The organism is Pseudoxanthomonas sp. UTMC 1351, from assembly GCF_040948865.1.
GTDB lineage: Bacteria > Pseudomonadota > Gammaproteobacteria > Xanthomonadales > Xanthomonadaceae > Pseudoxanthomonas_A.
Map to the genome: position 1 here is coordinate 35,866 of NZ_JAVGJT010000017.1, position 15,092 is coordinate 50,957.

At 63.3% G+C, this 15,092-nt stretch carries 13 protein-coding genes; 4 read left to right on the plus strand and 9 right to left on the minus strand.

The genetic code is table 11. The annotated features are described in order from the left end of the window. The 9 genes from AB6O04_RS12375 to AB6O04_RS12415 all read right to left on the minus strand — a co-directional run bounded on the left by AB6O04_RS12375 (nt 1) and on the right by AB6O04_RS12415 (nt 11,882). Nucleotides 1-561: a molybdenum cofactor guanylyltransferase gene (locus AB6O04_RS12375; RefSeq protein ID WP_368564283.1), complete on the minus strand. Its 561-nt coding sequence runs from the start codon at nt 559-561 to the stop codon at nt 1-3. Between the two features lie 2 nt (nt 562-563). Beyond that, entirely contained in the window at nt 564-1,817 is a 1,254-nt protein-coding gene (locus AB6O04_RS12380; RefSeq protein ID WP_368564284.1) for a molybdopterin molybdotransferase MoeA, read from the minus strand. A 40-nt stretch (nt 1,818-1,857) separates the two neighbouring features. Next, nucleotides 1,858-2,649 (minus strand): uroporphyrinogen-III C-methyltransferase, encoded by a 792-nt coding sequence (cobA, locus tag AB6O04_RS12385; protein ID WP_368564285.1) that lies wholly within the window; start codon nt 2,647-2,649, stop codon nt 1,858-1,860. A gap of 152 nt (nt 2,650-2,801) precedes the next feature. Next, a complete protein-coding gene (locus AB6O04_RS12390; RefSeq protein WP_368564286.1) occupies nt 2,802-5,573 on the minus strand; it encodes a molybdopterin-dependent oxidoreductase in 2,772 nt (923 codons plus the stop codon). Beyond that, the gene (gene nirD / locus AB6O04_RS12395; protein WP_368564287.1) at nt 5,573-5,932 is read right to left on the minus strand and encodes a nitrite reductase small subunit NirD; all 360 of its coding nucleotides are present in this window, start codon (nt 5,930-5,932) and stop codon (nt 5,573-5,575) included. The genes AB6O04_RS12390 and nirD overlap by 1 nt, the downstream gene beginning before the upstream one ends. A gap of 16 nt (nt 5,933-5,948) precedes the next feature. After that, the gene (nirB, locus tag AB6O04_RS12400) at nt 5,949-8,405 is read right to left on the minus strand and encodes a nitrite reductase large subunit NirB (RefSeq protein ID WP_368564288.1); all 2,457 of its coding nucleotides are present in this window, start codon (nt 8,403-8,405) and stop codon (nt 5,949-5,951) included. Nucleotides 8,406-8,437: 32 nt separating this feature from the next. Then, on the minus strand, nt 8,438-9,607 hold the full coding sequence (locus tag AB6O04_RS12405) for a nitrate/nitrite transporter (RefSeq protein ID WP_368564427.1): 1,170 nt from the start codon (nt 9,605-9,607) through the stop codon (nt 8,438-8,440). A gap of 618 nt (nt 9,608-10,225) precedes the next feature. Next, entirely contained in the window at nt 10,226-11,302 is a 1,077-nt protein-coding gene (locus AB6O04_RS12410; protein WP_368564290.1) for a CmpA/NrtA family ABC transporter substrate-binding protein, read from the minus strand. Nucleotides 11,303-11,309: 7 nt separating this feature from the next. After that, on the minus strand, nt 11,310-11,882 hold the full coding sequence (locus tag AB6O04_RS12415; protein ID WP_368564429.1) for an ANTAR domain-containing response regulator: 573 nt from the start codon (nt 11,880-11,882) through the stop codon (nt 11,310-11,312). 103 nt (nt 11,883-11,985) lie between these two features. Between AB6O04_RS12415 and AB6O04_RS12420 the strand changes: the two genes are divergently transcribed. The 4 genes from AB6O04_RS12420 to AB6O04_RS12435 all read left to right on the plus strand — a co-directional run bounded on the left by AB6O04_RS12420 (nt 11,986) and on the right by AB6O04_RS12435 (nt 14,867). Further along, nucleotides 11,986-12,978 carry an NAD(P)-dependent oxidoreductase gene (locus tag AB6O04_RS12420; protein WP_368564291.1) on the plus strand — a complete coding sequence of 331 codons (993 nt, stop codon included), beginning with the start codon at nt 11,986-11,988 and terminating at the stop codon, nt 12,976-12,978. Nucleotides 12,979-13,118: 140 nt separating this feature from the next. Further along, entirely contained in the window at nt 13,119-13,592 is a 474-nt protein-coding gene (locus AB6O04_RS12425) for a DUF1456 family protein (protein ID WP_368564292.1), read from the plus strand. 333 nt (nt 13,593-13,925) lie between these two features. Further along, on the plus strand, nt 13,926-14,303 hold the full coding sequence (locus tag AB6O04_RS12430) for a VOC family protein (protein ID WP_368564293.1): 378 nt from the start codon (nt 13,926-13,928) through the stop codon (nt 14,301-14,303). 366 nt (nt 14,304-14,669) lie between these two features. Beyond that, nucleotides 14,670-14,867: a hypothetical protein gene (locus AB6O04_RS12435; RefSeq protein ID WP_368564294.1), complete on the plus strand. Its 198-nt coding sequence runs from the start codon at nt 14,670-14,672 to the stop codon at nt 14,865-14,867. The last annotated feature ends 225 nt before the right edge of the window (nt 14,868-15,092 follow it).

A 15,092-nucleotide genomic window follows, 5' to 3' on the forward strand; every position in this document is an offset into this window, starting at 1 on the left:
CTAGGTACCCGCTATCGCGCGCCAATCGGCGGGCGTATCGGTATCTTGCAGCTGCGCCTGCCATTGAATGGGTAGCGCCAAGCGTTCGCCATGCAAAGCGGCGTGCAGCGCGCGCAATGACCGGCCCGATGCGGACCCTTCTAGCAATGCCGCCAATACCTGACGCGACGACGCATCCAGACGAAAACGCAACGGCAGCGGTTGACCCTGGAAACAAACACAGTCTGCGGCCGGCGATGCGCGCAAGTGCCGCAGCACTTCGGCGCTGATCAAAGGCATGTCCACGGGCACGACCAGCAGGACCGTGTCCGGCAATGCAGCCGCGACGCTGGCCAGGCCACCCAGTGGCCCCAGATCGGCGAATCGATCAGGCACCGCTTCGCAATCCGGATACGCACCGCTAACGATCACCCGCGATACGCCCGACGAGCGCAAGCACCTCTGCATATGTGCCAGCAGCGTGTCGCCGCGCCAGGACAACATAGCCTTGTCCCGGCCCATGCGGCTGGAACGACCGCCGGCCAGCACCACTCCCACCACCGCTTCGTCTGCTCCAGTCACGGCTAGGCATCCGTACCGATCAACGGCTGCTCGTGGCCCAGGCTGTAGACCTGTGCCGGGTCGCCAGCTTGAAAGGCATCTTGCCCCTCTGGCAACACCAGCCAGGCGTTGGCTTGCGCAAGCGGCAGGATGCGGAAGGACTCCTGCCCCGGCAGCGCCGAAACAACGCAGCGCCCGCCGCCGTCCAACGCCACTCTTCCTTTGAGGTAGTGGCGGAAAGCAGGACGATGATTGCGGGTGGCCGATGACAGCGGCAACCAGCACGGCGTCTCGGCTGGCATGCCCAGCATGGCGCGCAATGCAGTCTCCACGAAGAAACGGAATCCCACTGCACACGCCACCGGATTGCCGGGCAGGCCGAAATACAAGGTGCCGTTGGGAAGACGAGCAAACAACACCGGCTTGCCTGGCCGGATCGCAACCTTGTGGAACAGGATCTGCGCGCCCTGCTCCGCCAATGCGGCAGGAACGAAATCATGCCGGCCCATCGACACTCCGCCGGTAGTGACGATCACTTCGGCACCGGCATCCAAGGCGCGCCGAAGTGCCGCGCGCCAATTCTCGACATCATCGTCGACCGTATCGGCACGGACCAGTTCGGCGCCGGCCGCAGCTACCCGCGCGCACAGGTAAGGGCGATTGGCGTTGCGTATCTGCGCCTCACGCAGCGCTTGCGCGGGGTCGTCGACCAGCTCTTGGCCGGTGCTGATCACCGCCACTTTTGGACGCCGCGCCACGGTGGCGGTAACCACGCCCAACGCAGACAGCAGCATCAGCTGCGGTGCGCGCAGCCAAGTGGTGGCGTCCAGAACCGCCTGCCCGGCGGCGACGTCCTCACCGATACAGCGCACGTGTTGGGCATGGCGTGCCGACGCACGCAAACGGATGCGCGCGGGTTCGCCAGCGGGATCGTGCGACACCACCTCGACCTGCTCCACGGGCACGACGGTCGACAAGACACCGGGGATACATGCGCCGGTAGTCACTTCCCAGGCGGTATCTGGACTTGCCTCGGTTCCACGTTCGCCGGCGGCCTGCCTGCCTTCGACCGCGAATTCCGTCCCAACCGGAAAGTCCCCGGCCGGCAGCGCATATCCATCGAGTGCCGCATTGTTGAACGATGGCAGCGCTTGGGGACTGAAGACCGGAGCGGCCAATACCCGCCCCACTGATTGCGAAGCTGCGCAACGTTCCGGAATGGCTGCGGGTGAAGCCTGCAGAATCAGTTCCAGCGCTTGCGCATAAGAGATCGGCACTGGGAAGTCATCATCGGATGCGGATAACCAACAGCATAGATCAAGCTTGCGTCACGGCCCGTATTGGCGCATCGGCGGGCGCGGCCGACAGCGTCGCCGTGGCCAAGGCAGCGCCTACCAGGATCACACCCGGGCTTCCCAGGCCCGTGCGCTGCGCGTCGGCGGTGAGCCGGCCGAGCGTGGTGAGCAATTGCGCTTGGTCAGGCTGGCTGGCCGATTGCACGATGGCGGCCGGCGTGTCTGCCGGCAGGTGCGCCAGCAACGAGGTCGCCAGCGACGCCATCCGGTTCATGCCCATGTAGATCGCTAGCGTGGTCCCGGTGGCGGCCAGCGCCCCCCAATCCGGTTCGCCATGATCGTGAGTGTGTGCGGTGACGAAGGTGATGCCATGGCAGTGGTCGCGATGGGTCAACGAAACGCCCAGGCTGGCAGCAGCGGCGAAGCCGGCGCTGATGCCGTTGATGATGCGCACCGGGATGCCGGACTGGCGCAGGAACTCGATTTCTTCGCCAGCACGGCCGAACAGCAGCGCATCGCCACCTTTCACCCGTACCACGCGCGCGCCTTGCAGCGCGTAGCGGCGCATCAGGCGGCAGATGAATGCCTGCGGCGTGGAACGGCAGCCACCGCGTTTGCCCACTCGTATCACGCGCGCCAACGGTGCCAATTCCACGATCTGCGGATTGACCAGTTCGTCCAGCAGCAAAATCTCGGCCGCCGCCAGCGCTTTGGCTGCCTTGATGGTGAGCAGTTCCAGATCGCCCGGGCCGGCCGACAGCAGTACGACTTCGCTAGGAGCGCGGCGCGATTTTGTGTTTGATTCGCTATACATGGATGCCTCGCTCAAAAGTTGCTGTTTGTGGAACCGAGCTTGCTCGGCTGCCTTTGCCTTGCCTTTGTAGAGCCGAGCTTGCTCGGCTGCTCTTGCACCGGTGGGTAAAAGCAGCGGAGCAAGCTCCGCTCTACGTCTTTCCCATCTTCCCGTCACGCCCGCTGCGGTTGCCGGCACAACTGCGCCAACTGCGGCAAACACGATCCGCAGACCGTGCCGCAACCCAGGCGTTCTTTCAGTTCGACCACTCCGGCGCCCTGCGCCACCTGGGTGCGAATTTGCGACTCGCGGATTCCCATGCAGTTGCAGACGACGGCATCGCGTGCACCGCCGCTGCCGGAGTGCGCGAATACCGCCAGGCGCGAACCGCTCCACACGCGGCCTGCCAAGGCGGTATCCAGCAACGACTCGCTATTGGGGTCGCGTTGCGCATCCGTAAGCAGCAGGCCGTCGATATGGCTGCCATCGGCGTCCGTGCGCCAGCCCACGCGCTTGAGCAAGCCGCGGCGAGCATCGCGGTATTCCAGCGTGTCTTGACCAGCCGCCAAGTCCAGCGCTTCCACCAGCGTCTCCAGCCATGTTTCCGCGGGCGCAGTTTCCGCGGCGGCGCGCAACACCAGCCATGCTTTACCCGCCGGAGCATCGGTTTCGCCGTACAAGCCGATCGCGGCGAAACCGCAGTCTTTAAGCAACGGCTGCACCGCGGCTTGCAATGCGAGCACATCGCCGCGCCGGGCCGCCAGCAGATGCCAACCGAACTCGGCTTTCTCCACCCGCACGGCCGCGTGCTTGAGCTCCGGCTGCTGCGACCGCGCATCCACCGCCGGCTGACTGACTTCATTGATGCCGCCGCTGGAAAGGAACTGCCCACTCCAATGCATCGCCGCGAACACGGTGCCGGAATTCACTTCGTCCGACAGTTCCAACGGCAGCACCAGCTCGCCGCGTTTACTGATCACGCGCACCAGTTCGCCGGCCACCAGACCGCGGCGTGCGGCGTCTTCCGGTTGCATGCGCAAGCCAGGTTCTGGACTGTTCGCGAACAAGCCGGGCACCCGACCCGTACGTGTCATGCCGTGCCACTGATCGCGCAGGCGGCCGGTGAGCAGGCGAAGCGGAAAGCGCGCGGAGGTCGGTTCGGCGACAGGCTTGTACGGCGTGATGTGGAAACGCGCCTTGCCATTGGCGGTGGCGAATACACCGTCGCCGTAGCGGCGTGCCTGGCCCTGCGTATCGCCTGCACGCAGCGGCCATTGCTGCGGCCCTTGGTTTTCCAGCTTGGCATAGTCGATGCCGCCGATATCCAGATCGCGGCCGATTGTCAGGCTTCTATGCTCATCGAAGATAGCGGATGGCGCCTTGAACTCGAACATCGGCGCGACGCCCGGCGGCGCTAGCCGCGCTTCGATGCGGCGTGCGACTTCGTTGGCGATCCACCAATCCGGCCGTGCCTGTCCGGGCGCCGGTACTGCTTGGCGTACGCGCGAGATGCGCCGTTCGGAATTGGTAACCGTGCCTTCTTTCTCGCCCCAGGTGGCGGCCGGCAGCAGCACGTCGGCGTAAGGCACGGTGTCGGTATTGCGGAAGGCTTCCTGCACGATCACGTATTCGGCGTGCTGCAGGGCTTCGCGTACGCGGCCGATGTCAGGCATCGAGTGCACGGGATTGGTGCAGGCAATCCACACTGCCTTGACCTTGCCGCTGCGCAGCGCGTCGAACAGCGGTACCGCCGACAGGCCGGGCTTGGGCGACAGCGTATTCGCCGGCAGGCCCCATAGTTGTTCCACTTCGGCGCGGTGCTGGTCATCGGCGATTTCGCGGTGCGCTGCCAGCATGGTGGCCATGCCGCCGACTTCGCGCCCGCCCATCGCGTTGGGCTGGCCGGTCAGTGAGAAAGGCCCCGCACCCGGTTTGCCGATCTGGCCGGTGGCCAGGTGCAGATGGATCAGTGCAAGGTTCTTGTCGGTGCCGTGCACGGACTGATTCAAGCCCATGCAGTACAACGAAAGCGCCGCCGGGCTGCGCCCGAACCATTCTGCAGCCTGGATCAGATCTGCGACCGGAATGCCGCACAGGTCCGCGGCCATCCGAGGCGTGTAGTCGCGCACCAGTTGCTTGAGTTCGGCGAAGCCTTCGGTGTTGTTCGCAATGAAAGCCGAATCGATCAGGCCTTCCCAGATCAGGTGATGCAGCATGCCGTTGAACAGCGCCACATCGGTGCCCGGCTGGATCGCCAGATGCAGATCGGACATCACCGCGGTATCCGTGCGGCGAGGATCGATCACGACCCAGCGTATGTCCGGATCGCGTTCGCGAGCATCTTCCAAGCGGCGGAAAAGCACCGGATGCGCATAGGCCATGTTGCTGCCGGCGAACAGCACCGTCTTGGCCAGTTCCAGATCTTCGTAGCAGGTAGGCGGACCATCGGCGCCCAACGCCAGCTTGTAGCCGGTCACCGCGCTGGACATGCACAGGCGCGAATTGGTGTCGATGTTGTTGGTGCCGATCAACCCTTTCGCCAACTTGTTGAAGACGTAATAGTCCTCGGTCAGCAGTTGCCCGGATACGTAGAACGCCACCGCGTCCGGTCCATGTTGCTGGACGATGCCGGCCAAGCGGTCGGCCACGGTATCCAGCGCCACCGCCCAGTCCACCGGATGGCGGGGTTCGTTGCGCAGCCGGCGCAATTCCGGGTGCGTGAGGCGACCCGTCAGTTCGGCGCTGGTCTGCGGCAGCGTACGGCCCTTGGTGCACAGGCGGCCGTAGTTGGCGGGATGTTCCGGATCGCCCTCGATGCCGACGATGCGACTGCCGGCGCCTTCAACATGCTCGGCGTCGATCAGCACACCGCAGCCCACGCCGCAGTAGCAACACGTCGAACGTGTGCGGGTGCGTCGTACGACCGGGGCGCCGGCGCCATCCATCAATCCATGCTCCCAGCGGGCAGATCATCCAGCGACAACCAGACTTCGCCGGCTTCCACGCGCGCCGGATATTTGCGCACGCAGCCCACATCCGGCGCGCAGGCTTCGCCGGTCGCCAAGGCAATGTTCCAGCTGTGAAGCGGACAGGTAACGGTCTCCCCGGCCACGATGCCTTGCGACAAAGGTCCGCCTTTGTGCGGGCAGCGATCGAGTACGGCGTACACCTTGTCGGTCGCGGTGCGGAACAGCGCGATGTTGTCCTGGTCCGCGCGTTCCAGCACGCGCGCACCCAGCGCAGGGATGTCATCCAGCCGGCAGATGCGCACCCAGGTGTCTTTCTCCTCGATGACATTACTCATGGCAGCAGCACTCATCTCAGCCCTCCACTTCGGCGGGGATGCGTTTGTCCAGACGCAACGGCTGGTACTCGCGCGGCTTCTCGCCGGCGATGCGCGCGGCCCACGGATCGGGCAGGCCTTCCAGTGCGAATAACAAACGCTCGAACAAGGCCTGGCGAGTTTCCGCATCGTCGACCACGCGCTTGCGGATGTAGTCCATGCCCACGCGATCGATGTAGTGCACGGTGCGGTCCAGGTAATACGCCTCTTCCCTATACAACTGCAGGAAGGCGCCGGTGTACTGCTTCACCTCGTCGCTGGTCTTCACCTTGACCAGGAACTTCGCGACCTCGGTCTTGATGCCGCCGTTGCCGCCGATGTGGATTTCCCAGCCCGAATCTACGGCGATGATGCCCACATCCTTGATGCCGGATTCGGCGCAGTTGCGTGGGCAGCCGGACACCGCCAGCTTGACCTTGTGCGGGCTCCACATGTTGGCCAGCATGGTTTCCAGATCGATGCCCATCTGCGTGCTGTTTTGCGTGCCGAAGCGGCAGAACTCGCTGCCCACGCAGGTCTTAACGGTGCGGATCGATTTGCCATAGGCATGACCCGACTTCATGCCTAGATCTTTCCAGACGTCGACCAGGTCTTCCTTCTTCACGCCCAGCAGATCGATGCGCTGGCCACCGGTCACCTTGACCATCGGCACGGCGTACTTGTCGGCGACATCGGCAATGCGGCGCAATTCGGAGGCATTGGTCACGCCGCCTTTCATCTGCGGTATCACCGAGAACGTGCCGTCCTTCTGGATGTTGGCGTGCGCACGTTCGTTGATGAAACGCGACTGCGGATCGTCCACGGCTTCGCGTGGCCAGGTGGAAATCAGGTAGTAGTTGATGGCCGGCCGGCAGGTCGCGCAACCATTGGGGCTACGCCATTCCAGGAACGAGTACACGGCCTGGTGGGTCAGCAGCTTGTGCTCGCGGATCGCCTGCCGCACTTCTCCATGAGTGCGATCGGTGCAGCCGCAGACCGCCTTGGTTTTGGGTGTTTCCTGGAAGTTGGAACCCAGGCTGTTCATCAGTATCTGTTCGACCAGACCGGTACACGAACCGCAGGAACTCGCCGCCTTGGTGTGCTTCTTGACGTCGTCGATGGTGAACAGGCCTTGCTCGTTGATGGCCTTGACGATGGTCCCCTTGCACACGCCATTGCAACCACAGACCTCGTCGCTGTCGCTCATCGCGCTGGCGCGGTCCTGTCCGGCCGTGCCGGAATCGCCCAGTGCTTTTTCGCCGAACATCAATTGATCGCGACGCTCATCAACGCGGGCGCCGTCCTTGAGCAGCTTGAAGTACCAACCGCCGTCACCGGTATCGCCGTACAGGCACGCACCAATCAGCTTGTCGTCCTTGATCACCAGTTTCTTGTAGACGCCACCAGCCGGGTCCGACAACACGATTTCCTCGCTGCCATCGCCGCCCATGAAATTGCCGGCGGAAAACAGATCGATGCCGGTTACTTTCAGCTTGGTCGAAGATACCGAGCCGCTATAGATGCCGATGCCATAACTGGCCAAGTGGTTTGCACAGATCTTGGCTTGTTCGAACAACGGTGCGACCAGGCCATAGGCGATGCCGCGGTGGCTGGCGCACTCACCCACGGCGTATACGCGCGGGTCGAAGGTCTGCAGCGTGTCGCTGACCACGATGCCGCGTGTGCAATGGATACCCGCCGCCTGCGCGAGCTGCGTGTTGGGGCGAATGCCCGCGGCCATCACCACCAGATCGGCAGGCTCTTCGCTGCCGTCCGAGAACTTCACCGCTCGCACTTCGCCATTCTCGTTGCCCAGCAGTTCGGTCGTGGACGTGTTGAGACGGAACTTCAGGCCGCGATCGGTCAATGAGCGCTCCAGCAGCTGCCCGGCCACGGGATCCAGTTGGCGCTCCAGCAACCACCCGGCCAGATGCACCACGGTGACGTCCATGCCACGCAGCTTCAAACCATTGGCGGCCTCCAGGCCCAACAGGCCGCCGCCGATCACCACCGCATGCCGCTTGGTCTTGGCGGTTTCGATCATGGTTTGCGTGTCGTAGATATCGCGATAGCCGATGACGCCTTTCAGCTCCTTGCCAGGCACCGGCAGAATGATCGGCAGCGAACCGGTCGCCAGCAGCAGGCGGTCGTATTCGGCCTCGGTGCCGTCAGCGGCGATCACTCGCCGCTGCACGCGGTCGATCTTGGTTACCTCCTTGCCCAGATGCAGACGGATGCCATTTTCGGCATACCAGTCCAGCGAGTTCAGCACGATGTCGTCGAAGGTCTGTTCGCCGGCCAGTACCGGCGACAGCAGGATGCGGTTGTAGTTGGGATGCGGTTCGGCGCCGAAGACCGTGATGTCGTACATGTCCGGTGCCAGCTTCAGCAGTTCTTCCAACGTGCGGATGCCCGCCATGCCGTTGCCCACTACGACCAATCTTGGCTTCTTCATCGTTTTGCTCCGGGCAGATGGTGTTTCAAATTTCAGACGCGCGCGGCGCTGACGGCCGACCATTTGTTGCGCCATTGGTGCTTGATGCCGGACAGGAATCCCCATGCCAGCAATGCGACGCCGGCAAACAGCCACAGGCCCAGCGAGTAGCTGCCGGTGTGCTGCTTCACCACGCCCATGCCTGCCGCCAGCAGGAAGCCACCGATGCCGCCGGCCATGCCGATCAGTCCTGTCATCAATCCGATGTCGGTACCAAAGCGCTGCGGCACCAGTTGGAACACCGCGCCATTACCTGCACCCAGGCACAGCAGCGTCAGCACGAACAGCGACACGGTGGCGACCGATCCGCCGATGCCCATGCCCGCCGTCGCCACCAGCACCGCCACCGCCAGATACACCGCCAGCAACGTGCGGGTGCCGCCGATGCGATCAGCGATGACACCGCCGATCGGGCGCATCACGGAACCGGCGAGCACGCAGGCAGCGGTCGCCCAGCCCGCGATCTTGGGATCGAAGCCGAACTGGTCGTGGAAGTAACCCGGCAACGCACTGGCGAAACCGGCGAAGCCGCCGAAGGTTATGGCGTAGAAGAACATGAACCACCATGAGTCGCGATTACCCAGCAACACGCGTCCGTAGTCGGACAGATGCTTGCGTGGTGTGGTCACCGGTGCATCCTTGGCGAAGACGGCGAACACCAGCAACGTCAGCACCAGCGGAATGCAGGCCAAGCCGAACACCGCCTGATAGCCGAACGCCATCGCCAGCATCGGCGCGAACAAAGCAGCGAACACCGTGCCCGAATTGCCGGCGCCGGCAATGCCCATCGCCGTGCCCTGGTGTTCCGGCGGATACCAGCGCGAGGCCAGCGGCAGCGCCACCGCGAACGAGGCGCCCGCCACACCCAGCATCAGGCCCAGCAGCAACACCTGTCCAAAGCTCTGCACGCCCAGCTGCCATGCCACCGCCAGGGCAGCGATCACCAACGCTTGCGCCAGCAAGCCGGTACGTTTGGCACCGATGCGGTCGGCCAGCATGCCCAGGAACAGCCGCAGTACCGCGCCGCACAAGATCGGCACCGCCACCATCATCGCCCGCTGCTGCGTATCCAGTTGCAAGGCCGCAGCCAACTGCACCTGCATGGGACCCAGCAGGTACCACACCATGAAACTCAGATCGAAATACAAAAACGCCGACAACAGCGTGGGCGTGTGTCCGGCTTGCCAGAAAGATCGGTTCATCCGCGCAGTCTCCGAAGGGTTACCGCTGCAACATGCGATCCATCGCGGGCCACGGCGGCTAGTGAGGGGGGAGAAACGAAAAACGGCGTCATCCGATTCGCACCGGAAAGACGCCGTTGTCTTGGTGTTGCCTTGGTAACGCTTGGCGAGCCGCCGTTGGCTTGCCTACAGAATGATTTTTATGGGCACGCCGTTGTGCCCACGAGTTATGGATAGCAATCGCCGTGCCAACTGTTGGCGGCTGCGTCACCGCTCGATCATTGATAACGAATTCAATGGCTTGGGTGAGAAGCGCGGAGTTCAGGGCGAGTCGAACAGCCCATGCGCGCACGCTGCTTGCACAAGCAGCGTGCGTGATTGCACTTTAGTTGTGCGTTGCATCAATGCGGCGCAGAAGACGCTTCTCGTAGAGCCGAGCTTGCTCGGCTGCTCTTCTATCCGAGTGCAGATGGCTTAAAGCAGCGGAGCAAGCTCCGCTCTATAACGCCTCGCCAGGGGACGCTCCTGGTAGAGCCGAGCTTGCTCGGCTGCTCTTCTATCCGAGTGCAAACGGCTTAAAGCAGCGGAGCAAGCTCCGCTCTACGAGGAGCGATCGCCGTCGAACAGAAGATTGGGACGGGTATCGGCGCCCGGCAACGGTACGCCCACCTGCTCCGCCGCTTGGCGGTACGTATCCAAACGGTGCACATTCGCAAGCAATGCATCGTCTTCGCCGGAATCATCCGTCAACCAACCCCAACGCCGGAACTGCTGCAAGAACCAACGGCCATCCGATAGCCAGGGGAAATTGACCTGGCCATTCGCATGGAATCGCAAGCGATGTTCCGCATTGCCGCCGTCGGCCGGCAGCAAGCAGGCGGCAATGCGTTCGGCGGGCAACCCGATCACGTCCGGGTCGGCCAGCCACGCCACCGCTTGCTTTCGGTTTTCAGGTTCATCCAACCAGCGGCACGCCTCCAGCAGCGTGGCCGTCAGGGCGACCGCCAAGTCCGGTTGAAGGGCCGCGAATTCACGCCGGCAGGCCAGCACTTTTTCCGGATGCCCCGGCCAGATCTGTCCGCTACGTATCACGCGTGCGCCAGCGCCCAGCGCTTCGGCCTGCACCGCCCAGGGCTCGCCTGCGCAATAGCCATCCAGTTCGCCACGCGCCAACGCATTGGGCATTTGCGGCGGCGGCAGCGTCACGCCCTGGATCGACGTCATCGGGTCTACACCCTGCGCCGCCAGCCAGTAATACAGCCACATGGCGTGGGTGCCGGTGGGAAAGGTCTGCGCGAACACCGGTCGGCGCGGCAGTGCCGCCAACAGCTCCGGCAACGGCGTGCCCCGTTCCAGTCCCTGCACCAACGGCGGCGACAGCACGATCGCCTGCCCATTCTGATTGAGCGTCAGCAAGATGGCCAACTCGGCTTGCGGTCCGCCAATGCCGGCTTCCACGCCGTAGACCAGACCCGCCAACGCGTGCACCGCATCCAGTTCCCCCGACAGCAGCTTGTCGCGGATCGCCGCCCATGAGGCCTGGCGATGCAACTGCAACTGCAAGCCATGGCGGCGATCCAATCCCAGACGTACCGCCGCGATCAGCGGCGCGCAGTCGATCAACGGCATGAACCCTACTTGCAGGGTTCGCAGTTCACTGTTTTCTTGTCGGGTCATGCGCGTCTCATCCCAGCAGGTCGGCCATGGCGATGATTCGGCGCGCCACGTCCGCCAGCTTCAATCCCTGTTTCATTGCCTGCTGCCGCAGCGCTGCATAGGCTTCGTTTTCGCTCATGCCGCGTTTCTCCATCAGCAGGCCTTTCGCCTGATCGATCAGCTTGCGATCGCCCAGCTGCTGCTGCACTTCGTCCAGCCGACGGCGCATATTCGATTGCTGTTCGAACCGGGCCAGCGCCACCTGGATGATGGGCGACAAGCGCCCGGGCGCCAGACCGTCCACCACATAAGCGGTCACCCCGGCCCCGACTACGGACCGGATCAGCTGGTCGTCGCTGTCGGCCGAGAACATCACCACCGGCCGCGGTGCGTGGTCGTGCATCACCGCCAGTTGCTCCAGCGTGTCGCGCGAAGGTGAGTCGACGTCGATGATCACCACGTCCGGCTGCTGCGATTCCACGACCTTGAGCAAGGTGCTGGCCGAAGCGACTTCCGGCAACACGTCATAGCCGGCCGCCAGCAGCGCTTCGCGCAACTCGCCGATCGGCTTTTCGGTATCGTTGACCAACAGGACGCGCAGCATTGCCAAGGGGGACCAGAACAGGAGTTCGCTCCATGTTGCCATGCAGCATCCCCCGGTGGCGAGCCACCCCTCCCAGTCCCTCAACCGCTCAGGAGCCTTCATGCCGCTGTTTCCGTTGTTCGCCGATCTCTCCGGCCGCGAAGTGCTGGTGGTGGGCGGTGGCGAGGTCGCTCAGCGCAAGATCGAAGCGTTGCTGCATGCGGGTGCGCAAGTACAGGTTCACGCCCATGCGCTGACCGACACCCTGGCGCAATGGCTGGCGCAAGGCCGGCTGCGCCGCCGCGAAGGCGCTTTCGACCCGGCGTGGCTGGGCGAGGTCTGGTTGCTGGTCGCCGCCACCGACGACCACGCCTTCAATGCCACGCTGGCCTCCGAAGCCGGGCAACGCCGACTCCTGGCGAACGTCGTCGACGATGCCGAACTCTCCACCTTCCAGATTCCCGCCGTCGTCGACCGCGAACCCTTGCTGGTGGCGATCTCCTCCGGTGGCGCGGCCCCTATGCTGGCGCGCCATTTGCGCGAGCAGTTGGAAACCCAATTCGATCATTCCCTGGGCGACTTCGCGCGCCTGTTCGCGCGCCACCGCGCGGATATTCGCCGCGCGTTGCCGCAACTGGCGCAACGCAGGCGCTGGTTCGAACGCGTCATCGACGGCCCAGTGCTGCAACTTCTTCGGACTGGACAACCGGAAGCGGCCGAACAGGCTTTCCAATCCGCCCTTCATAGCAGCCAGGACACACCGGCCGCCGGCAGCGTGATGCTGGTGGGCGCTGGCCCCGGCGATCCGGGACTGCTGACACTGAAGGCACTTCGAGCTTTGAACCAAGCCGATCTGTTGGTCTGCGATGCCGCCGTCGGCGACGCCGTGCTCACGCTGGCGCGGCGCGATGCGACGCGGATACCGATGCCGGCTGATGAAGAAACACGGCGAGCTCTGTTGATCCACCACGCCAATGCCGGTCAGCGCGTGGTCTGCTTGAAACCGGGCAATGCCTTTCAGCACGCCCCCAATGATCGCCTGCCACGCGAGCTAGTGGCGCAAGGCATCGCTTGCGAGGTGATCCCCGGCGTTGAAATGGCGGAGCGTAGGTAGCGTGCGCTGTGCGCACGACTGGCATCGAACGCGATCGGCTTCGTGCGCACAGCGCACGCTACTTTCTGACGCACTGCCGGGAAGGACGCGATAAAGTAGTCGCCGGTCGATCAACGAATCGACAGCAGAGAAGAACAACAATGATCAACAACGATGTCATGCGCAGCATTCGCTACATGCTGGACCTGAGCGACAACAAGATTGTCGAGATAACCCAGCTGGTCGATCCGGAATTTCCCATCGACAGAGCGGATGTTCCGGCGTACTTGAAGAAGGAAGAAGAGCCGGGTTTCATCCCCTGTAGCGATCGCGTGCTCGCGCATTTCCTGGATGGACTGGTCATCCACTATCGCGGCAAGGACGAAAGTCTGCCGCAGCGTCCGGTGGAAGACCGCATCACCAACAATGTCGTCCTGAAGAAACTCCGCGTTGCCTTCCAGCTGAAAGACGTGGACATGCATCAGATCTTCGAGGATGCCGGCTTTCCCGTTTCCAAACCGGAATTGTCCGCGTTGTTCCGCCAACCCGGCCACAAGAACTACCGCCCCTGTGGCGACCAGATGCTGCGCAATTTCCTGAAAGGATTGACGCTACGTTTTCGCGGAAACAGCTGAGCAGAAGGGTACTAACCCACCAACGATCCATTGCAAGCGTCGCTCAGGCGCTGCTCGATAGCAAATATGGCGATTACGCCATGGCCAGGAACGACGCGAACCGAAGCCCAAACAGCAACCCGGCGCCGCTCTTCTTTCTCAGACTTACCTTCCATCGGCCTTGTCTTGCAGATGCGCCGGCAGGCGGCAAACCTCGGCCGAACCCGGCGACTTTGCACTGATCACAGCTCGGATTCATGACGAAAGATTTCCTATCGGTGGAGTACAACCCAAGTGTCGGCTGGGTCGCTCCGAGCCATCCGTTCATGTTCATGCCGACGAAAGGAGTTCGCCATGCTGCAGAACCATCCTCTCTACGCTTATCTGCCTGCGAGCGACGTTGCCAGGGCCCGCCGGTTCTATGAGGACACGCTGGGATTCACGCCGGGCGAGGAGCAAGCCGGCGGCGTGACTTACCATTTCGGGGTCGGCACTGCCTGCTTCCTGTACCCCACGCCCAACGCGGGCACATCGCAAGCCAGCCAGGCGTTCTGGCAGGTCGAGGACATCGAGCACGAAGTCGCGGACTTGAAGAAACGCGGCGTGACCCTTGAGCATTACGACATGCCGGGAGCGACCCCGGACAGCGATATCGTGACGGCCGGCGGCGCCAAGGCCGCCTGGTTCAAGGACAGCGAAGGCAACATCCTGGCAGTGATCCAGCAACTCTAGGTGAGGCATGCCTCGGCCGCGCGGGTCGAGCTACGCAATTTCCGCTCCGTAGTTGTCTCGCGAGCTTTCGCCATCTGGAGTGCAAGGCGCTGGGCGCTGGGCCCCGGCCCCCGGCCCCCGACTACGGCATTCGAGGGCAAGCTCTACGCCGGGGTGACGATGGGTTTATTCCGAATAACCCAATCGGTGCGCAATGCCCGAGTTCCCGTTCACTTTACCGTGATCTCGACTCTCGATCCCCGACTCTCGGTTCCCGGCTTTTTCACCGGCGTTTCGCGCCCGCCGCGTAGAGTCGAGGCTCCTCTCTCCAAAGGAGCCCATCATGTCGTTCACTTTCACAGAAGCGCGGTCTGGCGCGTTGCCCTCATGACGCCGCTGGACAAGCCGCTGCGCCGCGAAATCGTCGTTGGCGACATTCACTACACCCTGGTGATCGATCCGGACGGTCTCAAACTTACTGAGAAAGGCAAGCGCAAGGGTGTCGAATTGAGCTGGAAGGACCTGACTTCAGGCGACGCCGCATTGGCCGCCGCATTGCAGGCGTCCGTGCCTACTTCGCGTTGAGTGGCGCTCGCTATATAGGACAAGATTCCGGTGCGCGCACCATGGGATGACGGTGTGCATCACCGCCGTCTGGAAAAATCCGCTCTCGTAGGATGTGATGAGCGCAGCGAATCGCATCTGTCGCGAGCAGCATCGGTGCACTTCTTTTTCCTGCCGCACCTGATGTACTCGCATATCGCCGCTCCGTAATTCTCACTATCTGCGTGACGATTAGAGCCGGGGCAG

Bases quoted from the DNA above. Each gene is read 5' to 3' on its own strand.
- cobA (WP_368564285.1), bottom strand. From the start codon at position 2,649: ATGTATAGCGAATCAAACACAAAATCGCGCCGCGCTCCTAGCGAAGTC.
- nirD (WP_368564287.1), bottom strand. From the start codon at position 5,932: ATGAGTAATGTCATCGAGGAGAAAGACACCTGGGTGCGCATCTGCCGG.
- AB6O04_RS12425 (WP_368564292.1), top strand. From the start codon at position 13,119: ATGATCAACAACGATGTCATGCGCAGCATTCGCTACATGCTGGACCTG.
- AB6O04_RS12430 (WP_368564293.1), top strand. From the start codon at position 13,926: ATGCTGCAGAACCATCCTCTCTACGCTTATCTGCCTGCGAGCGACGTT.
- AB6O04_RS12410 (WP_368564290.1), bottom strand. From the start codon at position 11,302: ATGACCCGACAAGAAAACAGTGAACTGCGAACCCTGCAAGTAGGGTTC.
- nirB (WP_368564288.1), bottom strand. From the start codon at position 8,405: ATGAAGAAGCCAAGATTGGTCGTAGTGGGCAACGGCATGGCGGGCATC.
- AB6O04_RS12390 (WP_368564286.1), bottom strand. From the start codon at position 5,573: ATGGATGGCGCCGGCGCCCCGGTCGTACGACGCACCCGCACACGTTCG.
- AB6O04_RS12435 (WP_368564294.1), top strand. From the start codon at position 14,670: ATGACGCCGCTGGACAAGCCGCTGCGCCGCGAAATCGTCGTTGGCGAC.
- AB6O04_RS12420 (WP_368564291.1), top strand. From the start codon at position 11,986: ATGCCGCTGTTTCCGTTGTTCGCCGATCTCTCCGGCCGCGAAGTGCTG.